General features: G+C 60.1%; 24 protein-coding genes. 16 read left to right on the forward strand and 8 right to left on the reverse strand.

What is annotated here, in order from left to right:
* The first annotated feature begins 10 nt into the window (after positions 1-10).
* From cysD to ACF8MC_RS19440, 4 genes are all read left to right on the forward strand, one after another.
* Positions 11-919, forward strand: coding sequence for a sulfate adenylyltransferase subunit CysD (gene cysD, locus ACF8MC_RS19425; RefSeq protein ID WP_164105368.1), 909 nt, complete (start codon positions 11-13; stop codon positions 917-919).
* Between the two features lie 11 nt (positions 920-930).
* The gene (cysN, locus tag ACF8MC_RS19430) at positions 931-2,358 is read left to right on the forward strand and encodes a sulfate adenylyltransferase subunit CysN (protein ID WP_164105366.1); all 1,428 of its coding nucleotides are present in this window, start codon (positions 931-933) and stop codon (positions 2,356-2,358) included.
* The gene (cysC, locus tag ACF8MC_RS19435) at positions 2,297-2,986 is read left to right on the forward strand and encodes an adenylyl-sulfate kinase (protein ID WP_077791443.1); all 690 of its coding nucleotides are present in this window, start codon (positions 2,297-2,299) and stop codon (positions 2,984-2,986) included. The genes cysN and cysC overlap by 62 nt, the downstream gene beginning before the upstream one ends.
* An 84-nt stretch (positions 2,987-3,070) precedes the next feature.
* Positions 3,071-3,397, forward strand: coding sequence for a DUF3561 family protein (locus ACF8MC_RS19440; protein WP_004932611.1), 327 nt, complete (start codon positions 3,071-3,073; stop codon positions 3,395-3,397).
* Positions 3,398-3,449: 52 nt separating this feature from the next.
* Here the strand turns inward: ACF8MC_RS19440 and ACF8MC_RS19445 are convergent, their stop codons facing one another.
* The 3 genes from ACF8MC_RS19445 to ACF8MC_RS19455 all read right to left on the reverse strand — a co-directional run bounded on the left by ACF8MC_RS19445 (position 3,450) and on the right by ACF8MC_RS19455 (position 5,874).
* Positions 3,450-4,172 (reverse strand): amino acid ABC transporter ATP-binding protein, encoded by a 723-nt coding sequence (locus ACF8MC_RS19445; RefSeq protein ID WP_039568894.1) that lies wholly within the window; start codon positions 4,170-4,172, stop codon positions 3,450-3,452.
* A complete protein-coding gene (locus tag ACF8MC_RS19450) occupies positions 4,156-4,923 on the reverse strand; it encodes an amino acid ABC transporter permease (RefSeq protein ID WP_086556831.1) in 768 nt (255 codons plus the stop codon). The genes ACF8MC_RS19445 and ACF8MC_RS19450 overlap by 17 nt, the downstream gene beginning before the upstream one ends.
* A 180-nt stretch (positions 4,924-5,103) precedes the next feature.
* Positions 5,104-5,874, reverse strand: a complete 771-nt coding sequence (locus tag ACF8MC_RS19455; protein WP_033637160.1) for a basic amino acid ABC transporter substrate-binding protein — start codon at positions 5,872-5,874, stop codon at positions 5,104-5,106.
* 403 nt (positions 5,875-6,277) lie between these two features.
* Here ACF8MC_RS19455 and ftsB point away from each other — a divergent pair, with 403 nt between their 5' ends.
* The 8 genes from ftsB (at position 6,278) to rpoS (ending at position 12,583) form a co-directional block, all read left to right on the forward strand.
* Positions 6,278-6,598: a cell division protein FtsB gene (gene ftsB, locus ACF8MC_RS19460; RefSeq protein WP_016929043.1), complete on the forward strand. Its 321-nt coding sequence runs from the start codon at positions 6,278-6,280 to the stop codon at positions 6,596-6,598.
* Positions 6,599-6,601: 3 nt separating this feature from the next.
* Positions 6,602-7,309 carry a 2-C-methyl-D-erythritol 4-phosphate cytidylyltransferase gene (ispD, locus tag ACF8MC_RS19465; RefSeq protein ID WP_060430866.1) on the forward strand — a complete coding sequence of 236 codons (708 nt, stop codon included), beginning with the start codon at positions 6,602-6,604 and terminating at the stop codon, positions 7,307-7,309.
* A gap of 10 nt (positions 7,310-7,319) precedes the next feature.
* Complete coding sequence (ispF, locus tag ACF8MC_RS19470) at positions 7,320-7,793, forward strand: 2-C-methyl-D-erythritol 2,4-cyclodiphosphate synthase (protein ID WP_004932594.1); 474 nt, start codon at positions 7,320-7,322, stop codon at positions 7,791-7,793.
* Positions 7,794-7,797: 4 nt separating this feature from the next.
* Entirely contained in the window at positions 7,798-8,844 is a 1,047-nt protein-coding gene (gene truD, locus ACF8MC_RS19475) for a tRNA pseudouridine(13) synthase TruD (protein WP_164105364.1), read from the forward strand.
* The gene (surE, locus tag ACF8MC_RS19480; protein ID WP_103774043.1) at positions 8,825-9,586 is read left to right on the forward strand and encodes a 5'/3'-nucleotidase SurE; all 762 of its coding nucleotides are present in this window, start codon (positions 8,825-8,827) and stop codon (positions 9,584-9,586) included. Before truD ends, surE begins: the two co-directional genes overlap by 20 nt.
* Positions 9,580-10,206 carry a protein-L-isoaspartate(D-aspartate) O-methyltransferase gene (locus ACF8MC_RS19485; protein ID WP_033637164.1) on the forward strand — a complete coding sequence of 209 codons (627 nt, stop codon included), beginning with the start codon at positions 9,580-9,582 and terminating at the stop codon, positions 10,204-10,206. Before surE ends, ACF8MC_RS19485 begins: the two co-directional genes overlap by 7 nt.
* Positions 10,207-10,531: 325 nt before the next feature.
* Entirely contained in the window at positions 10,532-11,530 is a 999-nt protein-coding gene (gene nlpD / locus ACF8MC_RS19490) for a murein hydrolase activator NlpD (RefSeq protein ID WP_033649258.1), read from the forward strand.
* A gap of 54 nt (positions 11,531-11,584) precedes the next feature.
* Positions 11,585-12,583, forward strand: coding sequence for an RNA polymerase sigma factor RpoS (rpoS, locus tag ACF8MC_RS19495; protein WP_004932578.1), 999 nt, complete (start codon positions 11,585-11,587; stop codon positions 12,581-12,583).
* A gap of 79 nt (positions 12,584-12,662) precedes the next feature.
* Here the strand turns inward: rpoS and mutS are convergent, their stop codons facing one another.
* A complete protein-coding gene (gene mutS / locus ACF8MC_RS19500) occupies positions 12,663-15,218 on the reverse strand; it encodes a DNA mismatch repair protein MutS (RefSeq protein WP_060422784.1) in 2,556 nt (851 codons plus the stop codon).
* A 392-nt stretch (positions 15,219-15,610) separates the two neighbouring features.
* Between mutS and ACF8MC_RS19505 the strand changes: the two genes are divergently transcribed.
* Positions 15,611-15,778 (forward strand): hypothetical protein, encoded by a 168-nt coding sequence (locus ACF8MC_RS19505; RefSeq protein ID WP_162846236.1) that lies wholly within the window; start codon positions 15,611-15,613, stop codon positions 15,776-15,778.
* Here ACF8MC_RS19505 and ACF8MC_RS19510 read toward each other — a convergent pair.
* From ACF8MC_RS19510 to ACF8MC_RS19525, 4 genes are all read right to left on the reverse strand, one after another.
* Positions 15,775-16,392, reverse strand: coding sequence for a Fic family protein (locus tag ACF8MC_RS19510; protein WP_060439082.1), 618 nt, complete (start codon positions 16,390-16,392; stop codon positions 15,775-15,777). The genes ACF8MC_RS19505 and ACF8MC_RS19510 overlap by 4 nt on opposite strands.
* A gap of 196 nt (positions 16,393-16,588) precedes the next feature.
* Positions 16,589-17,581 carry a hypothetical protein gene (locus ACF8MC_RS19515; RefSeq protein WP_239506365.1) on the reverse strand — a complete coding sequence of 331 codons (993 nt, stop codon included), beginning with the start codon at positions 17,579-17,581 and terminating at the stop codon, positions 16,589-16,591.
* A 29-nt stretch (positions 17,582-17,610) separates the two neighbouring features.
* Complete coding sequence (locus tag ACF8MC_RS19520; protein WP_060430858.1) at positions 17,611-18,582, reverse strand: aldo/keto reductase; 972 nt, start codon at positions 18,580-18,582, stop codon at positions 17,611-17,613.
* Positions 18,583-18,594: 12 nt separating this feature from the next.
* Positions 18,595-19,395, reverse strand: a complete 801-nt coding sequence (locus tag ACF8MC_RS19525) for an SDR family NAD(P)-dependent oxidoreductase (RefSeq protein ID WP_051917591.1) — start codon at positions 19,393-19,395, stop codon at positions 18,595-18,597.
* A gap of 106 nt (positions 19,396-19,501) precedes the next feature.
* Between ACF8MC_RS19525 and ACF8MC_RS19530 the strand changes: the two genes are divergently transcribed.
* The 3 genes from ACF8MC_RS19530 (at position 19,502) to chbC (ending at position 22,504) form a co-directional block, all read left to right on the forward strand.
* Positions 19,502-20,395, forward strand: a complete 894-nt coding sequence (locus ACF8MC_RS19530; RefSeq protein ID WP_164105362.1) for a LysR family transcriptional regulator — start codon at positions 19,502-19,504, stop codon at positions 20,393-20,395.
* 417 nt (positions 20,396-20,812) lie between these two features.
* Positions 20,813-21,130, forward strand: coding sequence for a PTS sugar transporter subunit IIB (locus tag ACF8MC_RS19535; RefSeq protein WP_004932561.1), 318 nt, complete (start codon positions 20,813-20,815; stop codon positions 21,128-21,130).
* A gap of 12 nt (positions 21,131-21,142) precedes the next feature.
* Entirely contained in the window at positions 21,143-22,504 is a 1,362-nt protein-coding gene (chbC, locus tag ACF8MC_RS19540) for a PTS N,N'-diacetylchitobiose transporter subunit IIC (RefSeq protein WP_004932557.1), read from the forward strand.
* The last annotated feature ends 9 nt before the right edge of the window (positions 22,505-22,513 follow it).

Here is a 22,513-nt window from a genome sequence, read left to right on the forward strand (position 1 = left end):
AGGATCTGTTATGGACGAAAAACGACTCACTCATTTGCGGCAATTGGAGGCGGAGAGTATCCATATCATCCGTGAAGTCGCCGCTGAATTCGCCAACCCGGTGATGCTGTATTCCATCGGTAAAGACTCTTCCGTGATGCTGCATCTGGCGCGCAAGGCGTTCTTCCCCGGCACGTTGCCGTTCCCGCTGCTGCACGTCGATACCGGCTGGAAGTTCCGCGAAATGTACGAATTCCGCGATTGCACCGCGAAGGAGTACGGCTTCGAGCTGCTGGTGCATAAAAACCCGGAAGGGGTGGCGATGGGCATCAACCCGTTTGTGCACGGCAGCGCCAAGCATACCGACATCATGAAGACCGAGGGCCTGAAGCAGGCGTTGAACAAGTATGGTTTCGACGCCGCCTTCGGCGGTGCGCGGCGCGACGAGGAGAAATCGCGCGCCAAAGAGCGCATCTATTCGTTCCGCGATCGCTTCCACCGCTGGGATCCGAAAAACCAGCGGCCGGAGCTGTGGCACAACTACAACGGCCAGATCAACAAAGGGGAGAGCATCCGCGTCTTCCCGCTGTCGAACTGGACCGAGCTGGATATCTGGCAGTACATCTTCCTGGAAAAGATCGACATCGTGCCGCTGTACCTGGCGAAACCTCGCCCGGTGGTGGAGCGCGACGGCATGCTGATGATGGTGGACGACGATCGCATCGATCTGCAGCCGGGTGAAGTGATCAGCCAGCGCATGGTGCGTTTCCGCACTCTGGGGTGCTGGCCGCTGACCGGCGCGGTGGACTCGCAGGCGCAAACCCTGCCGGAGATCATCGAAGAGATGCTGGTCTCCACCACCAGTGAACGCCAGGGGCGGATGATCGATCGCGATCAGTCCGGCTCGATGGAGCTGAAAAAGCGTCAAGGGTATTTCTAAGGAGCCGCCGGATGAACAACGCAATCGCACAACAAATCGCCGACCAGGGCGGCGTCGAATCCTATCTGCACGCGCAGCAGCACAAGAGCCTGCTGCGCTTTCTGACCTGCGGCAGCGTCGATGACGGCAAAAGCACCCTGATTGGCCGCCTGCTGCACGATACCCGCCAGATCTACGAGGATCAGCTGTCGACGCTGCACAGCGACAGCAAACGCATCGGCACCCAGGGCGAGAAGCTCGATCTGGCGCTGCTGGTGGACGGCCTGCAGGCCGAGCGCGAGCAGGGCATCACCATCGACGTGGCCTATCGCTATTTCTCGACCGAAAAACGCAAATTTATCATCGCCGATACCCCGGGGCATGAGCAGTACACCCGCAACATGGCCACCGGTGCCTCCACCTGCGATCTGGCGATCCTGTTGATCGACGCGCGCAAAGGGGTATTGGACCAGACTCGCCGCCACAGCTTTATCGCGACCCTGCTGGGCATTCGCCATCTGGTGGTGGCGGTGAACAAGATGGATCTGGTGGACTACCAGGAAGCGGTGTTCGAGCAGTTCAAACAGGATTACCTGACCTTCGCCCAGCAGCTGCCAGGCGATCTGGACATCAAATTCGTGCCGCTGTCGGCGCTGGACGGCGACAACGTGGCGAGCGAAAGCGCCCATATGCCGTGGTACAGCGGCCCGACGCTGCTGGAAGTGCTGGAAAGCGTGGACGTGGTCAGCGAGCGAGAAAATCAGCCGCTGCGCTTCCCGGTGCAGTACGTCAACCGCCCGAACCTCGATTTTCGCGGCTATGCCGGCACGCTGTCCGCCGGCGTGGTGCGGGTGGGGCAACGGGTCAAGGTGCTGCCTTCCGGCGTGGAGTCCAGCGTGGCGCGCATCGTGACCTTCGACGGCGATCTGCAAGAGGCGGTGCCGGGCGAGGCGATTACGCTGGTGCTGAAGGATGAGGTGGACATCAGCCGCGGCGATCTGCTGGTCGACGCCGGCGAAAGCCTGCAGGCGGCGCAGAGCGCGCTGGTGGACGTGGTATGGATGGCCGAGCAGCCGCTGGTGCCGGGCCAGAGCTACGACATCAAGATCGCCGGTAAAAAGACCCGCGCCCGCGTGGAGAGCATCCGCCATCAGGTGGAGATCAATACGCTGGCGCAACACCCGGCAGACACGTTGCCGCTTAACGGCATCGGCCTGGTGGAGCTGACCTTCGACGAGCCGCTGGTGCTGGACAGCTATCAGAGCAATCACGACACCGGCGGGCTGATCTTCATCGATCGCATGAGCAACGTCACGGTGGGCGCCGGTCTGGTGCGTGAAACGCTGCAGGCCGCATCGGCGGCGCACGGCGAGTTCAGCGCTTTCGAGCTGGAGTTGAATGCGCTGGTGCGCAAGCACTTCCCGCACTGGGGCGCACGCGATCTGCTCGGTGGCCGATAAGGTGGCCGCTGAACTGAGGGCGACCGGGCCGGACGATGAGAACGTGGTTTGGCATCCGCACGCGGTGACGCGCGCGGATCGCGAAGCGCGCAACGGCCACCGCGGCGCGGTGCTGTGGTTTACCGGGCTGTCCGGCTCGGGCAAATCCACCGTCGCCGGCGCGCTGGAGCAGGCGCTGCACGGGCTCGGCGTCAGCACCTATCTGTTGGACGGCGATAACGTGCGCCACGGCCTGTGCCGCGATCTCGGCTTCTCGGACGAAGATCGGCGCGAGAACATCCGCCGGGTGGGGGAAGTGGCCAAACTGATGGTGGATGCCGGGCTGGTGGTGCTGACCGCGTTCATTTCGCCGCACCGCGCCGAGCGGCAGATGGTGCGCGAGATGCTCGGCGACGATCGCTTTATCGAAGTGTTCGTCGACACGCCGTTGGCGATCTGCGAGGCGCGCGATCCGAAGGGATTGTATAAAAAAGCGCGCGCCGGCGAGCTGCGCAACTTCACCGGCATCGACGCGGTTTACGAGGCGCCGCAGCAGCCGGAAATCCACCTCGATGGCCAACAATTGGTAACAAATTTGATTGCGCAATTGTTAGACGTGTTGCGTGGTCAGGCTATTATCAAACCCTGAATTCAAAAAAAGCGTGTGGCGTTTTTCGCCATGCGCTTTTTACTCTAAGCCGCCGCAGAGCGAGCCGAATAACCAGGGATCACTATGCAAAATGTCACGCCTATCTTGATCGACTCCAAGCAGTCAAAACAGGAGAGAGAGGAGCCTTCTTATTCTTTCCTGGGCGGCGTCAGCGGCTTTGTTTTCTACTGGCTGGCGTTCGCGTTGCCGTTTCTGGTTTACGGTTCCAACACGCTGTTTTTCCTGCTTTATACCTGGCCGTTCTTCCTGGCGCTGATGCCGCTGTCGGTGCTGATCGGCATCACCCTCAGCATGCTGTTGCGCGGTCGTCTGATCCTGACGCTGCTGCTGACCGGCGCCATCGTGCTGTGCCTGTTCTGGCTGGTGTTCAGCTTCCTGACCGGGTGGTGAGAGAGCGGGCGCCGATGCCGGCGCCCGAAGGATTGCAAAGCGGTGCCGAAGGTTACAAAACTTTGCTCAGAAACGCCTGTGTGCGCGGATTGGCCGGATGGCTGAAGATCTGCTGCGGCGCACCTTCCTCCTGAATGATCCCCTGATCGATAAACAGCACCCGATCGGCCACCTCGCGGGCAAAGCCCATCTCATGCGTGACCACCACCATGGTCATGCCCTCGTGGGCCAGGGACTTCATCACCGCCAACACTTCACCCACCAGCTCCGGATCGAGCGCGGAGGTGGGTTCGTCGAACAGCATGATCTTCGGCTCCATCGCCAGCGCGCGGGCGATGGCCACCCGCTGCTGCTGGCCGCCGGACAGGCTGTTGGGGTAGGCGTCGATCTTGTCGAGCAGGCCGACCTTGCGCAGCAGCTGTTCGGCTTGCGCGATGGCTTCGGCGCGCGGCCGTTTCTTCACGCTCACCGGCGCCATGATGATGTTTTCCAACACCGTCATGTGCGGGAACAGGTTGAAGCGCTGGAACACCATGCCCACGCTTTCACGCATCTTGTTCAGGTCGGTTTTCTGATCGTGGACGGCGAAGCCGTTGACCTCGATCTCGCCGCCGGAGAGCGTTTCCAGCGCGTTGATGCAGCGCAGGAAGGTGCTCTTCCCGGAGCCGGAAGGGCCGATGACGCACACCACTTCGTTGGCGGCGATCCGGCAGGAAATGCCGCGCAGCACGTGGCTCTCGCCGAACTGTTTTTGCAGGTTATGTACGCGAATCACTTTTACCGAACCTCTTTTCCATGTGTTGCACCAGCAGCGAGAGCAGGAAGGTGATGACCCAATAGACCAGCGAAATGGTCAGGTAGGGCTCCCAGTAGGTGGCGTAGGCGCCGGAGACGGTGCGGGCGGCATAGGCCAGATCCGCCAGGCCGATGGCGGAGGCCAGCGACGAATCCTTGACGATGGCGATGGCGTTGTTGCCCAGCGGCGGCAGCATGCGGCGGAAGGCCTGCGGCAGGATCACCTGGCGCATGGTCTTGCCGTAGCTCATGCCCAGCGAACGCGAAGCTTCCATTTGGCCGCGGTCGATAGACTGGATCCCGGCGCGGAAGATTTCCGACACATAGGCGCCGGCGTTGAGCGTGATCGCCACCACGCAGGAGAGAAAGGCGCCGTAGTCGGCGCGCAGCGCGCGGGCGAAATCGACGCTCATCAGGCCGCTGGTGACCAGCAGGCCGTCGCGCGGGTTGATGAACAGCGGCACCAGCGCGAAGTGCACGACCATGATCTGTACGAACAACGGCGTGCCGCGAAAGGCGCTGATGTAGATGCGCACCGGCCACTGAACGCCGTAATGCAGTATGGGTTTCCAGATGCCGTGCGGCGCCTGCGCCAAACGACCCAGCCCGAGGATCAATCCCCAGGTGGTGCCCAGCAGCACGCAGATAATGGTGCATTTGATGGTCATCCAGGCGCCTTCCATAAACAGCGGCGCGTATTCCTGGATGATCTCCCAGCGGAAGTTCAAGATCAGATCCTTATTTAAGCGTGTTAAGGCTACTGCGCGTTGTCATCTTGGGATTGGGCAGTGCTCGCCATCCTCATGGACTGCGTGTCCACTCCGGTGGCTGTGCGCTGGCCGCACCCAATCTGACTTAGCTCGCTACGCCTGTTTATTTACTGGCCGACTGCGCTGAGGCGCGCCAGTTGATTATTCCGCCGGCAGTGTCGGTACGTTGCTGTCGAACCAGGTTTGGTAGATCTTGGCGTAGGTGCCGTCGGCGACGATCTTCTTCAGGCCGGCGTTAATCTTGTTACGCAGTTCGTCGTTGCCTTTGGCGACGGCGATGCCGAAATACTGGCGCTCGAACTTGGCGTCGGACACCAGCTTGAAGGCCTTCTCAGGGTGGGTTTTGATATAGAACTTGGCCACGCCGACGTCGCCGACCGCCGCGCCGATGCCGTCTTCATACAGCTCCTGCAGCATCAGCGGCGTATTGTCGAAGCGCTTGATGGCGGTGCTGTTTTTGCCCAGCACATCGGACACCACGATGTCGCCGGTGCTGGAGTTCACCACGCCGACCTTCAGCGCTTTCAGCGCGGCGATGGAATCGACCGTCGAGTCTTGCGGCACGACGATGGCCTGTTCGGCCGGGAAGTAAGGCGCAGAGAAATCAACCATTTGCTTGCGTTTGTCGGTGATGGTGATGCCGGAAATGATGATATCGCGATCGCCGGAATTCAGCGTGGCGAAGATCCCTTCCCACGGCGTATTGATCAGTTTGATTTGGAAGCCTTCGGCCTTGGCCACCGCTTTGATGATGTCGATGTCGAACCCTTCCAGCTGTTTTTGGCTGTTTTCAAATTCGAACGGCCGATAGGTGCCGCCGGAGCCGACGACGTAGGTAGGTTCAGCCGCCAACGCGGCGGTGGAGAAGGTGGCGGCCAGGCAGGCGCCGATCAGAACTAAACGTTTTAACATCGCGATCCCCGATAATGAAAGGTTATACATTGGAATTATTTATGCACTAGTAGTGCATAAAAATAAGCTTCAATGAATGAAAGTGCAACCGCTGCATGAGGATTATTCTTTCTATGGTGGTAAATATTCATTTTTTGCATTGCTGTGGCGTAAGCGATGGGCCGGTAAGCGGCGGTGCAGTGATTCTTGCTGCATAATGGAGGAAGGGCAGTGTGTCTCTCATCGGAAAACGCGCCGCGCGCGTCGGGTAAAAGGGGCTTTTTTTGCCGCTTTCGCCGCGGATTTGGGTTATAAACTCGGGAACCCTTCATCCGTATTCTGAATTTGGCGTTGAAATGCCGCTCTCAGTGTGGAGTCCAACGAGAAGTTGTGGGATGATTGGTCGGTTTTTCAGGGGGCGGAGATGGGAAAACTTACGCTGCTATTGCTGGCATTGCTCGGTTGGTTACAGTATTCACTGTGGCTGGGCAAAAATGGTATTCACGATTACGTGCGGGTCAATGAAGACGTTGCGGTCCAGCAGGGCAACAACGCCAAGTTGAAAGCGCGTAACGATCAGCTGTTTGCCGAAATCGACGATTTGAACGGCGGACAGGAAGCGATCGAAGAGCGTGCGCGTAATGAGCTGGGCATGATCAAGCCCGGTGAGACTTTCTATCGTCTGGTTCCTGACCAATCCAGACGCAACGCGGCGTCTTCCTCGCAAAACAACGCACAAAAATAACGCATGAATCACTCCGCAGGCACCTTTCCCTCGGTGATTGCCGTCCTGCCCGCTGCCGGTATCGGCAGCCGCATGCAGGCGGAATGCCCGAAGCAATATTTAACTATCGGTCGGCATAGCATCGTCGAACACGCCATCCATGCCCTGTTGCGCCACCCGCGCATCGAGCGGGTGATCGTGGCGATCGGCCCCGAAGATCGCCAGTTCGAACAGTTGCCGATCGCCCAGGATCCGCGGGTGATCGTCACCGAGGGCGGCAAGCAGCGCGCGGATTCGGTGATGGCCGGGCTGAATCTGGCGGGCGATGCGGACTGGGTGCTGGTGCACGACGCCGCGCGCCCCTGCCTGCACGCCGACGATCTCGAGCGCCTGCTGGCGATTACCGCACACAGTAAGGTCGGCGGCATTCTCGCCGCGCCGGTGCGCGACACCATGAAACGCGCCGAACCCGGCTGCGAAACCATCGCCCATACCGTCGATCGGCAGGATTTGTGGCACGCGCTGACGCCGCAGCTGTTTCCGCTGCCGTTGCTCAAGCAGTGCCTGCAGCGCGCGCTGGATGAAGGCGCGAACGTCACCGACGAAGCCTCGGCGCTGGAGCATTGCGGTTACCATCCGCTGCTGATCGCCGGCCGGGCGGACAACATTAAAGTAACGCGGCCGGAGGATTTGGCGCTGGCGGCGTTCTATTTGACTCAGTTAGACAATTAAGGAGCGCATCATGCGTATCGGTCACGGTTTTGACGTACATAAATTCGGCGGCGAAGGCCCGTTGGTGATCGGCGGTGTTCGCATCCCTTACGACAAAGGTTTGCTGGCCCACTCCGACGGTGACGTCGCGCTGCACGCCGCGACCGATGCCCTGCTGGGCGCGGCGGCGCTGGGCGATATCGGCAAGCTGTTCCCCGATACCGATCCGGCGTTCAAAGGCGCCGACAGCCGCGAACTGCTGCGCGAAGCCTGGAAACGCATTCGCGCCAAAGGGTATCGCCTCGGTAACCTCGATATCACCATTATCGCCCAGGCGCCGAAAATGGCGCCGCACATCCCGCAGATGCGCGTTTTCCTGGCGGAAGATCTGCAGTGCCATATGGATGACGTCAACGTGAAGGCCACCACCACCGAGCAGCTCGGCTTCACCGGGCGCGGTGAGGGCATCGCCTGCGAAGCGGTTGCCTTGCTGATCAAGGAATAACCGCATGGATATGGCGAATCTGACCTGGCTGCATGGCCGGCCGCAGAGCACCGGGGTGTTGAAAGCCAATCCGGAAGATTTCGTGGTGGTGGAAGATCTGGGCTTTGCACCGGACGGTGAAGGCGAGCACGTGCTGGTGAACATCCGCAAAAACGGCTGCAATACCCAGTTCGTGGCCGACTATCTGGCGCGCTTCGCCGGTATTCACGCCCGTTCCGTCAGCTATGCCGGCTTGAAGGATCGCCACGCGGTGACCGAACAGTGGTTCTGCCTGCATATGCCGGGCAAGGACACGCCGGATTTCTCCCGGTTTGCGCTGGAAGGCTGCGAGGTGCTCTCGTACGCCCGCCACCTGCGTAAAATGCGCATCGGCAACCTGAAGGGCAACCACTTTACGCTGGTGCTGCGCCATATTTCCGATCGGCAGGATGTGGAACACCGCCTGCAGGCCATCGCCGCGCAGGGCGTGCCGAACTACTTCGGCAGCCAGCGTTTCGGCCGTAGCGGCAACAACCTGGTGATGGCGCGCCGCTGGGCGAATGATGAAATTCGCGTCAAAGAGCGCAGCAAGCGCAGTTTTTACCTCTCTGCCAGCCGCAGCGCGCTGTTTAATCAGGTCGCGAGCAGGCGCCTGGCGGACGGCCTGCAGCGCACCGTGCTGGAAGGTGACGCCCTGCAGCTGAGCGGCCGCGGCAGCTGGTTTGTCGCCAAAGCCGATGAGCTGGAGACGTTGCAACAGCGCTTGGATGCCGGTGAGCTGGTTGTCACCGCGACGTTGCCGGGCGACGGCGAGCCGGGCAGCGCCGGCAGCGCGTTGGCATTTGAACAACAATGCTTGGCGGAGCAGCCGGAATTGCTTACGCTTTTAAAGCGCGAGCGTGTCGACCCCGCTCGTCGGGCCCTGCTGCTGCAGCCGCAAAATATGCGGTGGAGCTGGTGGGATGACGTTACCGTGGAACTGCGCTTCTGGCTGCCGGCAGGCAGCTTCGCCACCAGCGTGGTTCGCGAGATCATGCAGCAGGATGACAGCGATGCGGATATTGCTGAGTAACGATGACGGCGTCAGCGCTCCGGGCATTCAGGTGCTGGCGGCGGCGCTGCGGGAATTCGCCGAGGTGCAGGTTGTGGCGCCGGATCGTAACCGCAGCGGCTCTTCCAATGCCTTAACGCTGGAGTCGCCGCTGCGCACGCAGACGCTGGCCAACGGGGATATTGCGGTGCTGCAGGGGACGCCGACCGACTGCGTTTACCTTGGCGTCAACGCCTTGATGCGCCCGGCGCCCGATATCGTGGTCTCCGGCATCAACGCCGGGCCGAATTTAGGCGACGACGTCATCTATTCCGGCACCGTCGCGGCGGCGATGGAGGGCCGGCACCTTGGGCTGCCGGCGCTGGCGGTGTCGCTGAACGGCCACCGGCACTACGCGACCGCCGCCGTCATTACCTGCCGCATCCTGCGCGCGCTGCAGCGCGAACCGTTGCGAACCGGAAAAATCCTGAATATCAACGTACCGGATCTGCCGCTGACGGAGATCAAAGGCCTGCGCGTGACCCGCTGCGGCAGCCGCCATCCAGCCGACAAGGTCTTCTGCCAGCAGGATCCGCGCGGACAAAATATCTACTGGATCGGGCCGCCTGGTGATAAATTTGATGCCGGGCCGGATACCGACTTTGCGGCGGTGGAACAAGGCTATGTGGCGATAACGCCGCTGCAGGTGGATTTAACCGCCTACGCGGCGCAAGAAGTCGTGAAAACATGGTTAACCAAAGCAGAGGTTAGCGGGGAATGGTGAACAAGCGCATGCAAACATTGCTGACGCAGCTGCGGCAGCAGGGAATCCGGGACGAAAAGCTGCTGCGGGCGATCGAGGCGGTGCCGCGCGAGCGTTTTGTCGACGAAGCGCTGGATCATAAGGCCTACGAAAACACCGCATTGCCGATCGGCTCCGGCCAGACCATTTCCCAGCCTTATATGGTGGCGCGGATGACCGAACTGCTGAATCTGACGCCCACCTCGCGGGTGTTGGAGATCGGCACCGGCTCCGGCTATCAGACCGCCATCCTGGCGCATCTGGTGCAACACGTTTGTTCCGTCGAACGCATCAAGGGGTTGCAGTGGCAGGCCAAGCGCCGCCTGAAGCAGCTCGATCTCCACAATGTTTCCACCCGCCACGGCGATGGCTGGCAGGGCTGGGCGTCGCGCGGCCCGTTCGATGCGATCATCGTCACTGCCGCGCCGCCGGAGATCCCGCAGGCGCTGGTGGAACAGTTGGACGACGGCGGCATTTTGGTGTTGCCGGTGGGGGAGCAGGCTCAAACTCTCAAACGCATTCAGCGTCATGGCAACGAGTTCGTTGTCGATGCGGTAGAAGCGGTGCGCTTTGTGCCGCTGGTGAAAGGCGAATTGGCCTAGCGATCGTCTGATTTTTCGACCGTCGGCAAAATCTGTTGCACTTTCATCATGCCCGGATAAGGTTTTCTCGTTCCAATCAGGTTAATTTTCACTAGAATTGGCCTTTCTACGTAGTTGTCTTATGGTGCGGCAACGCCAATCTGGTTAGCATTGGCGCGCGTTTTGATGCTCCGGCGCGAGATGACCTGGCATTCAGGGATCGGCCGGCGGCGCCTTTACATCGCAGAAACTGGGAAGTGGCAAAAGCTCGGCTACGATGTAAAGGGTATTTTGGATATATCACTGATATTGCTGTCATGGGGGAAGCATGAGCACGGGAAGCCCAATGATTACGTTACGCCGGGTTGCGGTGTGTACGATGGTAAGTTTGTGGTTGGCGGGTTGTACGAACAATGCCTCAACGTCGGCCCCTATCAGCAGCGTGGGTGGCGGCGGCGCCGTTCCATCCGGCAATAATAATGGCGGGGCGCAGCAGGCCAGTCCAGAGGGCCGCATTGTTTATAACCGCAGTTATAACGCCATTCCTAAAGGGAGTTACAGCGGCGGCGACACCTATACGGTCAAGCGCGGCGACACGCTGTTTTATATTGCCTGGATCACCGGCAACGATTTCCGCGACCTGGCGCAGCGCAACAATATTCCCGAGCCATACAGCCTGAATGTTGGCCAAACCATTCAGCTTGGTAATGGTTCCGCCAACGGCGGCGGCGGTATGTTGGCGACGACTGACGCGACCCAAGGCGGCGTTCCGAAGCCACCTTCCACCTCCCAGATCCAGACGGCAACGGTTGATTCTCAATCAACTAACGCGTATTCTGAAAACTCGGGTAAACAGAATGTAGGTAAGATGTTACCTGCAGCAGGGGCCGCAGCGGTTGGGACCGCGGCTGCGCCTGTTACCGCGCCGGAAGCCGCTCCACCAGTGAGCAGCACCGTCAGCAACAGCGCTCCGGTCAGTACCTGGAGATGGCCGACTGACGGTAAGGTTATTGATAACTTTTCCTCATCAGAAGGTGGGAATAAGGGTGTCGATATCGCCGGTTCCCGTGGGCAGCCGATATTCGCTACCGCCGATGGCCGCGTAGTGTATGCAGGCAACGCTTTACGGGGTTACGGTAATCTAATCATCATCAAACATAATGATGATTACCTGAGCGCCTACGCTCATAACGACACAATGCTGGTCCGGGAACAACAAGAAGTGAAGGCGGGTCAAAAAATAGCCACCATGGGTAGCACCGGTACCAGTTCAGTACGTTTGCATTTTGAAATTCGTTACAAGGGGAAATCCGTAAACCCGCTGCGTTATCTTCCGCAGCGATAGATTGGGCAGAATACGCTGAGATTCTGCTCGCGGTATCACGGGTAGGAGCAGCATATGAGCCAAAATACGCTGAAAGTTAACGAGTTACATGATGATGCGGATTTCGACGAGAATGGAGCTGAGGCCGAGTCGTTTGATGAAAAAGCGCTGGTAGAAGAAGAGACCAGCGAGAACGATTTAGCGGAAGAAGAGCTGTTGTCTCAAGGCGTTACGCAACGCGTATTGGATGCGACGCAGCTCTATCTGGGTGAGATCGGTTATTCACCTCTGCTGACCGCAGAGGAAGAAGTCTATTTTGCGCGGCGTGCTCTGCGCGGTGACGTGCCGTCCCGCCGCCGCATGATTGAAAGCAACCTGCGGCTGGTGGTGAAAATCGCCCGCCGCTACAGCAACCGCGGTCTGGCGCTGCTGGATCTGATCGAAGAGGGTAACCTCGGTCTGATTCGCGCAGTGGAAAAATTCGACCCGGAACGCGGTTTCCGCTTCTCCACTTACGCAACCTGGTGGATCCGTCAGACGATTGAACGGGCGATCATGAACCAAACCCGTACCATTCGTTTGCCTATCCATATCGTCAAAGAACTGAATGTCTATCTGCGCACCGCGCGCGAGCTTTCCCACAAGCTGGATCATGAACCGAGCGCTGAAGAGATTGCCGAGCAACTCGACAAGCCGGTGGATGACGTCAGCCGCATGCTGCGTCTGAATGAGCGCATCACCTCGGTGGATACGCCGCTGGGCGGGGATTCGGAGAAAGCGCTGCTGGACATTCTGGCCGACGAGAAGGACAACGGGCCTGAAGACACCACGCAAGACGACGATATGAAGCAAAGCATCGTCAAATGGCTGTTCGAACTGAACGCCAAACAGCGTGAAGTGTTGGCGCGTCGTTTCGGCCTGCTGGGCTATGAAGCGGCGACGCTGGAAGACGTAGGCCGGGAGATTGGCCTGACGCGCGAGCGCGTCCGTCAGATTCAGGTTGAAGGTCTGCGCCGTCTGCGTGAGATTCTGCAGATGCAGGGCCTGAGCATTGAGGCGCTGTTCCGCGAATAACGCCGGTTGTTGAACCGCATCAAATAAAAACGGTGAGCGTCATGCTCACCGTTTTTTTATGCCCGCGTTTGGCGCCAGACTACACCATATTTTTCAGCCGGTAGATCCATTCCAGCGCCTGGCGCGGCGACAGGGAATCCGGATCCAGCGCTTCCAGGGCTTCAACCGCCGGCGAGGTTTCTTCCTGCAGCAGCGTCATCTGGGTGGCATCGACGCTGCCCGAGGCGGTGTGGCTGGAGATAGACTCCAGCTCGCGCAGCTTCTGGCGGGCGCGCTTGATGACGTCGCGCGGTACGCCGGCCAATGCGGCGACCGCCAGGCCATAGCTTTTGCTGGCGGCACCGTCCTGCACGCTGTGCATGAAGGCGATGGTATCGCCATGTTCGAGCGCGTCCAGATGCACGTTGACCACGCCTTCCATTTTCTCCGGCAGGGTCGTCAGCTCGAAGTAGTGGGTGGCGAACAGCGTCATCGCCTTGATGCGGTTGGCCAGGTTCTCGGCGCAGGCCCAGGCCAGCGACAGGCCGTCGTAGGTGGAGGTGCCGCGGCCGATTTCATCCATCAACACCAGGCTGTGCTCGGTGGCGTTGTGCAGGATGTTGGCGGTTTCGGTCATCTCCACCATGAAGGTGGAGCGGCCGGAAGCCAGATCGTCCGCCGCGCCGACGCGGGTGAAGATGCGATCCACCGGGCCGATGGTGGCCTTGGTGGCCGGCACGTAACTGCCGATGTGCGCCATCAGCACGATCAGCGCCGTTTGCCGCATATAAGTGCTTTTACCGCCCATGTTCGGGCCGGTAATGATCAGCATACGGCGCTGTGGCGACAGGGTGAGCGGGTTGGAGATAAACGGCTCGCTCAGCACCTGCTCCACCACCGGGTGACGGCCTTCGGTAATGCGGATCCCCGGCTGCTCGCTCATGGTCGGGCAAGCGTAGTTCAGGGTATCGGCGCGCTCGGCCAGGTTGGCCAGCACGTCCAGTTCGGCCAGTGCGGCGGCGCTTTGCTGCAGTTCCGCCAGGTGTGGCAGCAACAGATCGAACAACTCGTCGTACAGGCTTTTCTCGATCGCCAGCGCCTTGCCCTTGGAGGTGAGCACTTTGTCTTCGTACTCTTTCAATTCCGGGATGATGTAGCGCTCGGCGTTTTTCAGCGTCTGACGGCGCACATAGTGGATCGGCACCAGGTGGCTTTGGCCGCGGCTGACCTGAATGTAGTAGCCGTGTACGCCGTTGAAGCCGACCTTGAGCGTATCCAGCCCCAGCTTTTCACGCTCGCGGATCTCCAGCCGATCGAGGTAATCGCTGGCGCCGTCGGCCAGTGCGCGCCACTCGTCCAGCTCACTGTTGTAACCGGGGGCGATCACGCCGCCGTCGCGCACCAGCACCGGCGGGGATTCAATGACCGCGCGCTCCAGCAGCTCGCGCAGCTCGTCGAACTGGCCCACCTGAGACAGCAGCTGCTGCACGTGCGGGGTATCCACATCTTGCAGCAGCGCGCGGATGTCCGGCAGTTGCTGGAAAGCATGGCGCATGCGCGCCAGATCGCGCGGCCGGGCGGTGCGCAGCGCCAGACGCGCCAAAATTCGCTCCTGATCGCCCACCTGACGCAGCGAAGGCTGCAGATCGGTGAACAGCTCCTGCAATGCGCCGATCGCCTGTTGGCGGGCGGTGAGAACCTTGATATCGCGGGTCGGCATGTGCAGCCAGCGTTTCAGCATGCGGCTGCCCATCGGCGTGACCGTGCGATCGAGGATCGCCGCCAGCGTGTTGTCGCTGCCGCCGGACAGGCTCTGCGTCAGTTCCAGGTTGCGGCGGGTGGCGGCGTCCATGATGATGCCGTCCTGCTGGCGCTCCATGGTGATGCCGCGAATGTGCGGCAGCGAAGTGCGCTGAGTATCTTTGACGTACTGCAGCAGGCAGCCGGCGGCGCGCAGCGCCTGGTGCGCCTGTTCGACGCCGAAACCGGTCAAATCGCGGGTGCCGAACTGCAGGTTGAGCTGCTGACGCGCGGTCTCAAGCTCGAATTCCCACAGCGGGCGGCGGCGCAGGCCGTGGCGCTGTTCGATCAGCGCCATTTGTTCGAAGGTTTCCGGGTAGAGCAGCTCGGCCGGATTGGTGCGCTGCAGCTCGGCGGCCATGGTTTCCAGATCCTGCGGCTCGGCGACGCGAAAGCGGCCGGAGCTCACGTCCAGCGTGGCGTAGCCGAAGCCGCGCGCGTCCTGCCAGATCGCCGCCAGCAGGTTGTCCTGGCGCTCTTGCAGCAGCGCTTCGTCGGTGATGGTGCCGGGGGTGACGATACGCACCACTTTGCGCTCGACCGGCCCTTTACTGGTGGCCGGATCGCCGATCTGCTCGCAGATGGCGACGGACTCGCCGAGCTGTACCAGCTTGGCCAGGTAGTTCTCTACCGCGTGGTGCGGCACGCCGGCCATCGGGATCGGTTCACCCGCCGAGGCGCCGCGTTTGGTCAGCGAGATATCCAGCAGCTGGGAAGCGCGCTTGGCGTCGTCGTAAAACAGCTCGTAGAAGTCGCCCATGCGGTAGAACAGCAGGATTTCAGGATGCTGGGCCTTGAGGCGCAGGTACTGCTGCATCATCGGCGTATGCGAATCGAGTTTATCGGTGCTATTCATGCGATTATTTTTCCAATCCATTGAATGTAAAGGGAACTGTGATTTTCATTGTCGTCATTCGCTATCACATTGTTTCAGCAGGCGCCGCCCCATTCAGCGCTTGGCGGGCGGCGCAAATCAAATCATCAAAACGCCAAACGGCGCGCTCAAACCCGAGGTTTGCACAGACGCTTATACTAGCCCAGCGGGCAATCGGCTGTCACAGGTAAAAATGGGAAGCGCTGCGCAAGGAGGAGTTGTAACGAAGCGAGATTGTCGTTCGCCTGCGGGCAACAACGCAAGTCGCCGCCCGCTGAGGCGGCGTGGAGTTTATTGCGCGGCGGTGAGGGGCATGAAGTTATGAACAATCCTTGATATAATCTCATCAATGAATTTTCTGATCGGGGGGCGTCATGAGTAATACTAAAAAAGTGCCGGTGGGTTATGTTAAGCCATCTCGTACGGACATTGCCCGCTCAGTGGCGACATCAACGGCGGTTGAAACAGGTCAACCTTCAGCCAGAATTGAAGCTTCTTTAGAAGAAGTGCGTAAAAAATTCGCTCATCTGCGCCTTGCCTAATACTTTCTTAGTGCTTGGTTGACCCAGTGTTTCATCGGCTCGTAGTTCATGTTCATACCCGAGTGAATAGCCGAGATATATTGGGCTCTGTTTTGTTCCCAGCTTTGATAATCCAACGGTTTATGCCCACCCTGAACCGCCATCACATCGGCCAGCAGCCGTGACAAACGGCCATTCCCTTCTCTAAAAGGATGTATGAGTATCAGTTCAACATGGATTATCGCGATCGCTTCTATCAGCTGTTCTTCGCTCATGTCTGAGCAAGGTGTGTAACTTGCCAGGTATTTCACTTCGAAATCGTCCAGTAGTTTGGGCAATCGCGTCGAAGGGGCAAACATGAAGCCTCCTTTGCTGATATTGACGGTTCTTGCTTGTCCAGCCCACGCATAAATATTGCCTAACCAGCGGTGATGCCATCCCTTAAGCATCTCGACGGTGATTCTTCCTAATGGAAAGTGCTGTTCGAAAACGGAACGGTAGAGCTGCTCCAGCAACACCAACTCGGCGCCGTCGAGTTCGTCGCTATCGGTGATGCCCAGCTTATTGGCTAGAACTTGCTCGCCGGATTCTTTCTCATATTGACCTTCGCTGCTGGAAATATGGTATCGGCTCATGAATACGCTCGATGATAATGAGGTGGGGGATAAGGCAAGTATAATCAGCGATGTGTAGTGGAACAATTTAATTAAAATCAGTTTGTTAAGTTAGAATTAATCATAGTTCTGATTAATACCATCGAAATAAATATTTTCAATTCATTGGATGTTAACGGCACAACGCAAGTCGCCGCCCGCTGAGGCGGCGTGGAGTTTATTGCGCGGCGGTGAGGGGCAGGGGCAGTTGATAGAGACGGAAGCTGTCGGGCACTTCGGATTCATGGCCGGGCAGCAGGCGGTGGCGAATGCGCGATTCGCTGACGAAGGCGCAGCCTTGTGGGGTGATAGTCAGATTGACCGGCGATTCCATGCCTTCGCGCAAGACCTCAATCCGGTGCATGCCTGCCGCCTTGGGAGACGGGATCCGCAGGATCCGCCCCTGGCCGCTCTGGATCCCGTTTTCCAGCACGATCAGCGCGCCGTCCGGTGCCAACCCCATCCCGTCCGGGTTTTCAATCAGGCGCGGCAGCTGCATTTCCGTCAGCTGCGGCTTTGGATCGTTATAGCGGAAGGTGTAGAGCTTACCGGTGCCGAAATTGGCGACAGCCAGCAGCCGGTCGTCGAGCAGCACGATCCCGGCGGCGCCCAGCCCGCTGGGCGCCGCTAAGCGTGGATCCTGATACAGCGTACTGAATGCCGCTTCGCCCGGCCGCAGGCGCAGGATGCCGCCGCCGCGGGTTTCCGTCACGTACACCGTACCGTCTGCGCCGAGCACGATATCGTTGCCCATTTCTCCCGCCGGCAGCGCCAGGCTGCGGTTGAGCGTGCCATCCGCGACGTTCAGCGCGTAGATGCGGTTGGCGCGCGTTTTGCCGCCGGAGAGGAAATCCGGCGAATTGCCCCACAGCAGCCCGCGCCGTTCGTCCAGCCGCAGCGCGTTTGAGGCGAACACCGTGTCAGCGCCGGGGAAAAAGGTTTCCCACGCTTTACCCGGCCGTTTGCGCAGCACGTTGCCGCTGGTGATCAGGCCGACATACAGCGTGCCGTCCGCCGCGCGGGCGATGCCGTTGGGGTAAAGCGCGCCGGGCGGCAGCGTCATGCTGCTTTCTGTACAGTGTGCATCGACGGCGGCCTGCGCCGGCGCGCTGAGGGTGAGTGTAGTAGCGAGGGTGAATAACGCCGCTCGCGCGGTCACAGCGTATGCCATGTCTTTCTCCTGGAATGAAGGAAAAGGGGCTACCAACGTTCGGGGCGGGCAGCGTGCGCCATTGGCGCCTCCAGCGCGGCCACGTCTTCTTGCGATAGCCTGAGGTCTAGCGCCGCCAGCGCATCCTGCAGATGGTGTGGCTTGGACATGCCCACCAGCGGCGATGCCACGCCGGGTTTGGCCAACAGCCAGGCCAGCGCAATCTGCGCCGGGGGAACGCCGCGCGCGGCCGCCACCTCCGCTACCGCAGCGACGGTGCGTTCGACCTCTTTTCTGCCGCCGTACCAACGGGGGGCCTGCTCGTCGGTGGCGGCGCGCAGCGTGCCGCCACTGCCGGAGCCGGCCAGCACGCCGCGGGCCAGCGGCGACCAGGGCGTCAGGCCAAGACCTTCCTCCAGGCACAGCGGGATCAGTTCCTCTTCGTCTTCACGCGTCACCAGGTTGTATTGGCTTTGCAACGAAATAAACGGCGCCAGGCGGTGCTGACGTTGAAAGGCCAGCATTTTCATCAGGCGCCAGGCGTGCAGTGAAGACGCGCCGAGATAGCGGATCTTGCCCGCCCGCACCAGGCCATCGAGGGTGTCGGCAGTTTCTTCGATCGGCGTTTCGGTGTCGAAGCGGTGCAGCACGAACAGATCGAGGTAATCCGTTCCCAACCGCTGCAAGGAGGCGTCAATGCTGTGCAGCAGGTGCTTGCGCGACAGCCCCCGGCTGTTCGGCTGCGCGTCCATCGGAAAGTAGGCCTTGGTGGCGATCACCACGTCTTCTCGACGGGCGAACGCCTTCAGCGCGCGGCCGAGAATGCGTTCGCTTTCTCCGTCGGAGTAAATGTTGGCGGTATCGAAGAAATTGATGCCCGCTTCCAGCGCCTCGCGGATAAAGGGGCGCGCTTCATCCTCCTTCAGCACCCAGGGGCGCCAGGCCGGATCGCCGTAGGTCATGCCGCCCAAGCAGAGGCGGGACACCTTCAGGCCGCTGTCGCCAAGCCGAACGTAGTTCATGGCGTCGTCTCCTCAGCGCATGCCGGCGATGGTGTAACCGCCGTCCACCAGCAGGCTTTGGCCGGTGATGAAGCGGGCTTCGTCCGTCGCCAGCCACAGCGCCACATCACCGATGTCTTCCGATTCGCCCAGGCGGCCGGCGGGCGTGTGGGCGATAAAGGGCGCGAACGCCGCGCTGTCGGCCACGCTGCCGCGCGCCATCGGCGTGTCGATGATGCCGGGGTTGATGTTGTTGACGCGGATGCCCTGGCCGCTGTATTCGAGCGCCACCGCGCGGATCATCGCATCGAGCGCGCCTTTGCTGGCGGAGTAGCTGGATGAGCCGGCCAGCGCGCCGTGGGTCAGCCAGGAGGAAGTGTTAACGATCACGCCGCCCGAGCGCTGAGCCAGGAAGGTTTCAATCTCGTATTTCATCGCCAGCCAGACGCCTCTGAGGTTAATGGCGATCACCCGGTCAAAATCTTCGCTGCTCTGTTCGGTGATGGGAGCGAAGTTGCCGATGATGCCGGCGTTGTTGAAGGCGACGTCGAGCCGGCCGTAGTGGGCGGTCACCGTGGCGAGCAGCCTGCGGATATCGTTTTCCTGGGAGACGTCGGCCACGATGGGCAGGGCGTCGCCGCCGGCGAGCGCGATGTCGCGCGCCGTGGCTTCGATTTCCGCCGCGCGTCGGCCGGCCAGCGCCACTTTGGCGCCTTCGCGGGCATAGGCCAGCGCGGCGGCGCGGCCGATGCCTGTGCCGCCGCCGCTCACCAGCACGACTTTGTCCGCCAGACGGCGCGGCGTTTCATGAGTTGGAGCTGTAGCATTAATCATCGCATCGATACCTGGTAATGGGTTCGATCGTAATGCTATGTTGTTAGATAACGGATAACTATCCGCTAAAAATTCATCTCACTATTAGATAATTTATATTAATAGCATGAAGAAACCCGAATTGTCCGGCCTGGCGACCTTCGTGGCTATCGCCAGTGAACGCAGCTTCCGCCGCGCCGCCGCCCGATTGGGCGTGACGCCGCCGACGCTGACCCACACCCTGCGCGAACTGGAAGCGCAGGTGGGCATTCGCCTGCTGAACCGCACCACCCGCAACGTTTCGCCGACGGAGGCCGGTGAGCATCTGTTGGCACAGCTGGTGCCGGCCTTTACCGACATCGACGCCGCGCTGGAGAGCCTGAATGCGTTTCGCGAAGGGCCGCGCGGCCTGGTGCGCATCAACGCGCCGCGTTCGGCGATCGATCTCGCCATCGTGCCGCATCTGGGGCGGTTGGCCAGCGAATATCCCGGCATTACGCTGGAGGTGGTGGCGGACGAAGGGTTCGCCAACATCGTCGAGCAAGGCTTTGACGCCGGTATTCGGCTCGGCGAGGATCTGCACAACGATATGCGCGCGGTGCGTCTGACGCCGGATCTGCGTTTTGCCATCGTCGCCACGCCGGACTATTTTCAACGGCACGGCGAACCGACGCACCCGCAGGATTTGCTGCAGCACCGCTGCATCGATTGGCGCAAGGCCTCTTCGGGCGAGCGCTACAAGTGGGCGTTTCAGCAGGGTGAGCAGCGGTTTTCCGTAGCGGTCAACAGCCCGCTGATCGTGGATGACGCCAGGCTGCTGCTGCAGGCGGCGCTGGCGCACGTCGGCATCGCCTTCGCCATCGAGCAGGAGGTGGAAGGTCATCTTGCGAGCGGGCGGCTGCGGCGAGTGTTGGCCGACTGGTGCGCGCCGTTTCCCGGTTTTTACCTCTATTACCCCAACCGCAGGAACCATTCCGTGGCGCTGGCCACGGTGATCGAGTTGCTGCGTCTGCCCACCTAATCCTCTTCGCCTGCCATCGCGTTCGGAGAGCAGCAGGCGAATCAAGCTTGAACTATTTTTATTCTCTTTTCGTTTGTTCAGGCGCAAATAAACCCTTAAATTCTCGGCGTGTTTATAACTACCTGTTTATAATTGTTATTTGAGTATTTATTGCGAATATTCTGAGTTTATATCGGTTATTTGAGAGCCCGGTCACACTATTTTTTTATGCGAAATGTGAAGGGGGTCAAGCCATCAGGTCAAGGAGAGACGGTTATCCTCTCCCCTGGCTTACCGATCCGTTTTTCATGCTCCGTATACTGTCTGCAACCAGGGCAACGTGACGGAAATTTTCATAAGGAATGTGCGTGAAGCAATCGTGATTGCATCTGGCATACAAATAACACGGGGTTTTTTTGATTATCTGAGGTGCTTGGTATGGAAAAGAAAAAAATCTATCTGTTTTGTTCTGCCGGTATGTCCACTTCCCTGTTGGTTTCAAAAATGAAGGCGCAGGCCGAGAAATACGAAGTGCCGGTGATCATCGCCGCCTACCCGGAAGCGCTGGCTGCGGAGAAAGGCGTTGAAGCGGATCTGATCCTGCTGGGGCCGCAGATTGCCTACACCTTGCCGGAAGTGCAAAAACAGCTGCCCAACAAACCCGTTGAAGTCATCGATCCGCTGCTGTACGGCAAGGTCGATGGGCTGGGCGTGCTGAAGGCCGCGGTGGCCGCCATCAAGAAAGCCAACCAATAACAGGAGGCCGCCGTGAATACCCTCATTGCCTCGCTCGAGAAGGTTATCCTGCCTTTCGCCGTAAAAATCGGCAAGCAGCCCCACGTCAACGCCATCAAGAACGGCTTTATCCGCCTGATGCCGCTGACCTTGACCGGGGCGATGTTCGTGTTGATCAACAACGTGTTCCTGAGCTTCGGCGAAGGATCGTTCTTCTATTCGCTGGGCGTGCGCCTGGACGCCTCCACCATCGAGACGCTCAATAGCCTGAAGAGCATCGGCGGCAGCGTGTACAACGGCACATTGGGGATCATGTCCCTGATGACGCCGTTCTTTATCAGCATGGCGTTGGCCGAAGAGCGCAAGGTCGATCCGCTCGCCTCGGCGCTGCTGGCGGTGGCTGCTTTTATGACCGTCACACCGTTCAACGTCGGCGAGGCCTATGCGGTGGGCGCCAACTGGCTGGGCGGCGCCAACATCATTTCCGGTATGGTGATCGGGCTGGTGGTGGCCGAGATGTTTGCTTTCATCGTGCGGCGCAACTGGGTGATCAGCCTGCCGGACAGCGTGCCGGCTTCGGTGTCGCGCTCCTTCTCGGCGCTGATCCCCGGTTTCATCATCCTCTCCATCATGGGGCTGGTGGCGTTCGCGCTGGCGCACTGGGGCACCAACTTCCACCAGATCATCATGGACGGCATTTCGGCACCGCTGGCCAAGATGGGCAGCGTGGTGGGCTGGGTGTACGTGCTGTTCTCCTCGCTGCTGTGGTTCTTTGGGGTGCACGGCTCCATGGCGCTGGCGGCGCTGGACAGCGGCATCATGACGCCGTTCGCGCTGGAAAACGTGGAGCTGTACAACAAATACGGTTCGGTCGAAGCGGCGGTGGCCGCCGGGAAAGAGTTCCACATGTGGGCGAAGCCGTTCGTCGACTCCTACATCTACCTCGGCGGCACCGGCTCGACGCTGGGCCTGATCATCGCCATCTTCATCGCCTCGCGCCGCGAGGATTACCGCCAGGTCGCCAAGCTGGCGACGCCGTCCGGCATTTTTCAGATCAACGAACCGATTCTGTTCGGCCTGCCGGTGATCATGAACCCGGTGATGTTCATTCCGTTCATCCTGGTGCAGCCGGTGCTGACCATTATCACCTCGCTGGCTTATTATTCCGGGCTGATCCCGCCTATCACCAACATCGCGCCCTGGACCATGCCGGTCGGCCTGGGGGCGTTCTTCAACACCAACGGCAGCATCATGGCCATGTTGTTGAGCCTGTTTAACCTGGCGGTCGCCACCGTGATTTATCTGCCGTTCGTGGCGATCTCCAACAAGGCGCAGAGCCAGATCGACGCGGCGACGGAAAGCGAAGAAGACATCGCCAAGGCGCTGAAATTCTAACTGTGGAAC

Source organism: Serratia sp. LACPHL-BACT-2024-00286, assembly GCF_043109535.1.
Classification (GTDB): Bacteria; Pseudomonadota; Gammaproteobacteria; order Enterobacterales; family Enterobacteriaceae; genus Serratia; species Serratia sarumanii.

Bases quoted from the DNA above. Each gene is read 5' to 3' on its own strand.
- cysD (WP_164105368.1), top strand. From the start codon at position 11: ATGGACGAAAAACGACTCACTCATTTGCGGCAATTGGAGGCGGAGAGT.
- cysN (WP_164105366.1), top strand. From the start codon at position 931: ATGAACAACGCAATCGCACAACAAATCGCCGACCAGGGCGGCGTCGAA.
- cysC (WP_077791443.1), top strand. From the start codon at position 2,297: ATGCGCTGGTGCGCAAGCACTTCCCGCACTGGGGCGCACGCGATCTGC.
- ACF8MC_RS19440 (WP_004932611.1), top strand. From the start codon at position 3,071: ATGCAAAATGTCACGCCTATCTTGATCGACTCCAAGCAGTCAAAACAG.
- ACF8MC_RS19455 (WP_033637160.1), bottom strand. From the start codon at position 5,874: ATGTTAAAACGTTTAGTTCTGATCGGCGCCTGCCTGGCCGCCACCTTC.
- ftsB (WP_016929043.1), top strand. From the start codon at position 6,278: ATGGGAAAACTTACGCTGCTATTGCTGGCATTGCTCGGTTGGTTACAG.
- ispD (WP_060430866.1), top strand. From the start codon at position 6,602: ATGAATCACTCCGCAGGCACCTTTCCCTCGGTGATTGCCGTCCTGCCC.
- ispF (WP_004932594.1), top strand. From the start codon at position 7,320: ATGCGTATCGGTCACGGTTTTGACGTACATAAATTCGGCGGCGAAGGC.
- truD (WP_164105364.1), top strand. From the start codon at position 7,798: ATGGATATGGCGAATCTGACCTGGCTGCATGGCCGGCCGCAGAGCACC.
- surE (WP_103774043.1), top strand. From the start codon at position 8,825: ATGCGGATATTGCTGAGTAACGATGACGGCGTCAGCGCTCCGGGCATT.
- ACF8MC_RS19485 (WP_033637164.1), top strand. From the start codon at position 9,580: ATGGTGAACAAGCGCATGCAAACATTGCTGACGCAGCTGCGGCAGCAG.
- nlpD (WP_033649258.1), top strand. From the start codon at position 10,532: ATGATTACGTTACGCCGGGTTGCGGTGTGTACGATGGTAAGTTTGTGG.
- rpoS (WP_004932578.1), top strand. From the start codon at position 11,585: ATGAGCCAAAATACGCTGAAAGTTAACGAGTTACATGATGATGCGGAT.
- mutS (WP_060422784.1), bottom strand. From the start codon at position 15,218: ATGAATAGCACCGATAAACTCGATTCGCATACGCCGATGATGCAGCAG.
- ACF8MC_RS19505 (WP_162846236.1), top strand. From the start codon at position 15,611: ATGAGTAATACTAAAAAAGTGCCGGTGGGTTATGTTAAGCCATCTCGT.
- ACF8MC_RS19510 (WP_060439082.1), bottom strand. From the start codon at position 16,392: ATGAGCCGATACCATATTTCCAGCAGCGAAGGTCAATATGAGAAAGAA.
- ACF8MC_RS19515 (WP_239506365.1), bottom strand. From the start codon at position 17,581: ATGGCATACGCTGTGACCGCGCGAGCGGCGTTATTCACCCTCGCTACT.
- ACF8MC_RS19520 (WP_060430858.1), bottom strand. From the start codon at position 18,582: ATGAACTACGTTCGGCTTGGCGACAGCGGCCTGAAGGTGTCCCGCCTC.
- ACF8MC_RS19525 (WP_051917591.1), bottom strand. From the start codon at position 19,395: ATGATTAATGCTACAGCTCCAACTCATGAAACGCCGCGCCGTCTGGCG.
- ACF8MC_RS19530 (WP_164105362.1), top strand. From the start codon at position 19,502: ATGAAGAAACCCGAATTGTCCGGCCTGGCGACCTTCGTGGCTATCGCC.
- ACF8MC_RS19535 (WP_004932561.1), top strand. From the start codon at position 20,813: ATGGAAAAGAAAAAAATCTATCTGTTTTGTTCTGCCGGTATGTCCACT.